Annotated in this window: 5 protein-coding genes; all 5 read left to right on the top strand. The window is 54.1% G+C overall.

Features of this window, described 5'->3' with window-relative positions; translation table 11 throughout:
* Nucleotides 1-690 (top strand): asparagine synthase-related protein (locus tag AC6T8Q_RS11545; protein WP_500679225.1); only part of this gene is annotated, 690 nt, incomplete at its 5' end.
* Nucleotides 687-1,808: a glycosyltransferase family 4 protein gene (locus AC6T8Q_RS11540; protein WP_500679224.1), complete on the top strand. Its 1,122-nt coding sequence runs from the start codon at nt 687-689 to the stop codon at nt 1,806-1,808. The genes AC6T8Q_RS11545 and AC6T8Q_RS11540, both read left to right, overlap by 4 nt.
* Nucleotides 1,809-2,768 carry a GDP-mannose 4,6-dehydratase gene (locus AC6T8Q_RS11535; protein ID WP_500679223.1) on the top strand — a complete coding sequence of 320 codons (960 nt, stop codon included), beginning with the start codon at nt 1,809-1,811 and terminating at the stop codon, nt 2,766-2,768.
* A 98-nt stretch (nt 2,769-2,866) separates the two neighbouring features.
* Entirely contained in the window at nt 2,867-3,763 is an 897-nt protein-coding gene (locus tag AC6T8Q_RS11530) for an ABC transporter permease (protein ID WP_500679222.1), read from the top strand.
* A 4-nt stretch (nt 3,764-3,767) separates the two neighbouring features.
* The coding region (locus AC6T8Q_RS11525) for an ABC transporter ATP-binding protein (RefSeq protein WP_500679221.1) at nt 3,768-4,244 on the top strand (477 nt) is incomplete at its 3' end.

Genomic DNA, 4,244 nt, shown 5'->3' with positions numbered 1-4,244 from the left:
CCATCGTTCAAAGACATTCCGAATTGGGTAGGGCAGATCGCTTGGCCTTCACGCGTGCCGGGACTGGGTGTGGCAGTGAGAGCAATTGGCCAGCCGCTTGCCTACTGGCTTGGGCTCAATCCCAAAGCAGCCGGCATGCTGGAATTGGGCGGCACGTACGCGGGCGCATACCTCTTGCGTCGTGGCCTGTTTATGCCCTGGGAACTACCAGAAGTACTCGATTCCGATTTCATTCGAAAAGGTTTTAGGCTGCTCGACCCGCTGGGCACCGTTGATGAGCAACTACGCCCAGTGCCTTCGAGTCCATTTGGGAAAGTCGCCACGCTCGAGTCAACGCTCTACATGCGCAATCAACTCTTGCGCGATACAGATTGGGCGAGTATGGCGCATTCATTGGAAGTTCGTACGCCGCTGGTTGACTCTGTGTTACTCAAGCGAATTGCGAATTTGGGTCAACAAGTGGCAATTCCGACATCTAAGCAGTCTTTAGTACTCGCGCCTTCACGACCGTTGCCCAAAGCCGTAGTTGCACGTAAGAAGACCGGATTTGCCGTTCCTGTCCAGCACTGGTTGAGCGGTTCTGGTAAACCCATCAGCCGTTCGGCTTATGGTTACTCACGTGATTGGGCGCGCAGAGTAATGGCCCCCTCGAAACCTGCTGCACCAAAGCCTTTGACTTTCCAAATATGAAAAATGAACAACTCATTTTGGAAAAAAGATTGCGTGTACTGATGCTCGCGACGGATGCACACGGTGGATTTGGCGGTATTGCCCAATATAACCGTGACATTATCGACGCAATGTGCGGGTTCCCAGGCATTGATGAAGTCGTGGTGTTGACGCGCGTAACCCCAGAGGTAGTGTTCAACCTACCAGCGAAGTCGACATACGATGTTGCCAGTGCAGCCGGCATAACAAACTTCTTGGCGCGCTCCACCGCGCGCGCTTGGGAGCGCTTTGATCTTGTTTATTGTGCACACATTAACCTGTTGCCCATTGCAGCATTGATAGCCAAATTTCGCCGCCTGCCGCTTGTACTGGCCATCTATGGTATCGACGCATGGCATCGTCCTGCAGGAACGTTACGGCGTTTTGGATTGAAAGATGTCTCGCTTGTATCTTCGATAAGCCAGATTACACTTGACCGGTTCCTGGCTTGGAGCGGTTTTTCTGCCGCGAAATGCGCGGTACTTCCAAATGCAATTCATTTGGCAGATTTTGGTATCGGACCTAAGGAGAATCCGCTTGCCCGCCGTCTCGGTGTTGAACGCCGCCCTGTCATTTTGACTTTCGGGCGGATGTTTAGCATGGAACGCTACAAGGGCTTCGACGAGGTGATTGATGCTATGCCGCGTCTCATCACGCACGTTCCTGAACTTGTATACGTTGCGGCCGGCGACGGCGGCGACCGAGCGCGTCTCGAAGACAAAGTCCGGACCTTAGGCTTGACTGATCATGTCGTGTTTACTGGGCGGGTCAGTGAAGAGGAGAAGGCAGACCTTTACCACCTTAGCGATGTGTATGTCATGCCCAGTTCAGGTGAAGGGTTCGGCTTCGTCATCCTGGAAGCATTGGCATGCGGTATCCCAGTGGTAGCAAGTTGTGTGGATGGTACCCGGGAGGCCGTGCGCGGCGGAAAGTTGGGTGACCTTGTTGACCCTAAGAATCCCGTTGCTCTTGAAGCCGCAATTCTAGGGGCACTGTCGCGGTCCAAAACCATCCAGCCCGGACTAGACTTTTTTTCTTTTTCAAACTTTGGGAAGCGGCTCGAGGATGCGCTATCCAGGGTGCTACCAATGCAGTCTTGAATGGCAAAGCGGGCCCTTATCTGTGGCATTTCGGGCCAGGATGGTGCCTATCTCGCGCGCCTCCTCCTTTCCAAGGGCTACCACGTCACGGGAACATCGCGCGACGCTCAGATGGCTTCGTTCGCAAATCTCTCCAAGCTCGACATTCTCAACCGAGTAACGTTGGAATCAATGGTGTTGACTGACTTTCGCAGCACCTTGCAGACACTGAAGAAGACTGAGCCTGATGAAGTTTACAATCTTGCGGGGCAGTCCTCTGTCGGCCTGTCGTTCCAACAGCCTGTGGAAGCGATGGAAAGTATCGGTATCGGCGTGTTGAACCTTTTGGAAGCAATCCGCTTTCTCGGTCGTGACATACGTCTCTACAATGCATCCTCGAGCGAATGCTTCGGGGACACCGGCGGCAAGCCTGCAGACGAGGAAACACCGTTTCGTCCGAGAAGCCCTTACGCAGTAGCCAAATCAGCAGCGCATTGGATGGTCGTGAACTATCGCGAAGCCTATGGCCTGTATGCATGCAATGGTATCCTTTTCAATCACGAGAGCCCGCTTCGCCCTGCGCGGTTCGTGACGCGAAAGATTGTCGCGGGAGCGTCAGCGATCAAACGCGGTGACGCAAAGCGGCTGCAACTTGGAGACATTGACATCTGCCGCGATTGGGGTGCAGCCGAGGAATACGTCGATGCAATGTGGCGGATGATGCAACTAGAAAGACCAACAGACCTTGTGATCGCTACGGGCCGTACCAGCAGGCTAGAAGAATTTGTAGCAGCCGCGTTCAAGTTTGCTGGACTGGATTGGCGCGCTCACGTGGATTTGGACGAAAGTCTGCGTCGTCCCTCTGACATCCGTTATAGCGCTGGCAACCCAGCCAAGGCCAAACGGCTCATCAGATGGCGGGCCAAGATAGGGATGCAGGAAATAGTTGAGATGATGATGGTTTCGGAAAATAACACTTAGTTCGAACGCAGTCTCGCGGTCGCATGTGAAGTTTTCGTTTCGATGAACAGAACTTCTTAGTTATTGCAAACCCAATAGCACTTACAAATTTACACACCATGTCTTTGAGTTTGAACAAAACCTTGTCCGATAAACGCTCGACCGAAGTGGAAACTCGAGGCTACGACACCTCCGAGCTCATCACCATACTCGAAGCCGGCCGCGCCGAGCGCAACTACTGGCGCGACCTTTGGCACTATCGCGAACTGTTTGCGATCCTCGCCTGGCGCGACGTCTCGGTGCGGTACAAGCAAACGGTAATCGGCGTCGCTTGGGCGCTCATACGCCCGTTCCTCACAATGGTCGTATTCACGGTGATCTTCGGCAAGATTGCGAAACTTCCGTCTGACGGTGACGTGCCCTATCCGATCCTTGTTTTCGCCGGCATGCTGCCGTGGTTCCTGTTCTCCGGGATATTGTCGGAGGCATCCAACAGCCTCGTCGGCAACGCCAACCTGATCTCCAAGGTTTATTTCCCGCGTCTCATCATTCCCACAGCATCCGCGGTGGTCGCTCTGGTCGACTTCCTGATCAACTTTACTATGCTGGCACTCCTGATGTTGTGGTTCGGCTTTGTACCGAGTTGGCAGATAATATTCCTCCCCGCCTTCATTTTGCTCGCTGTTCTTGCAAGTCTCGGCCCAGCGTTGTGGATTACCGCACTGAACGTCAAGTACCGCGATTTCCGATACATGATCCCATTTATCGTCCAGTTTGGATTATACGTTTCTCCGGTGGGCTTCTCGAGCGCCGTGGTGCCGGAAGAGTGGCGCCTGCTCTACAGCCTGAACCCGGTTGTCGGCGTCATTGACGGCTTCCGTTGGTGCTTGCTTGGCGGCGAAAGCAACGTGTACTGGCCCGGGCTGCTCCTGAGCCTCGCCGTTGTTGCCTTCTTCCTGTGGTTGGGCATCAGATACTTTCGCGCAACGGAGCGCACCTTCGCGGATATGGTGTGAGCGCGTGAGCGACGTCGTTATCCGCGCAGAAGGCTTGGGAAAGCGATATTTTATCGGCCATCAATCTGACGAGCGCGAACGCTACACGGCGTTGCGCGATGTGGTCGGCCGGACACTCAAAGGGCTTGGACGCTCGACCCTCGATATAGTTCGTGGGCGCCAGATTTTGGTTGGTGACGAAGTCGAGGATTTCTGGGCGCTTAAGGACGTTAACTTCGAGATCAAGCGCGGTGAGGTCTTAGGAATTGTCGGCCGAAATGGGGCCGGAAAGTCAACACTATTGAAGATATTGTCACGTATTACAGATCCGAGTACGGGAAAGGTTGAGATAAAAGGGCGCGTCGCGAGCCTGTTGGAAGTTGGCACTGGCTTCCATCCTGAGCTTACGGGCCGTGAGAACATCTACCTCAATGGCGCAATTCTTGGCATGAGCCGCGCTGAGATTCGCAAGAAGTTTGACGAGATTGTCGATTTCGCCGAA

The sequence above is a fragment of the Bythopirellula sp. genome (genome assembly GCF_041737835.1).
Lineage (GTDB): Bacteria > Planctomycetota > Planctomycetia > Pirellulales > Lacipirellulaceae > Bythopirellula.
This window is presented reverse-complemented; position numbering and strand designations above follow the sequence as displayed.

Bases quoted from the DNA above. Each gene is read 5' to 3' on its own strand.
- AC6T8Q_RS11530 (WP_500679222.1), top strand. From the start codon at position 2,867: ATGTCTTTGAGTTTGAACAAAACCTTGTCCGATAAACGCTCGACCGAA.
- AC6T8Q_RS11535 (WP_500679223.1), top strand. From the start codon at position 1,809: ATGGCAAAGCGGGCCCTTATCTGTGGCATTTCGGGCCAGGATGGTGCC.
- AC6T8Q_RS11540 (WP_500679224.1), top strand. From the start codon at position 687: ATGAAAAATGAACAACTCATTTTGGAAAAAAGATTGCGTGTACTGATG.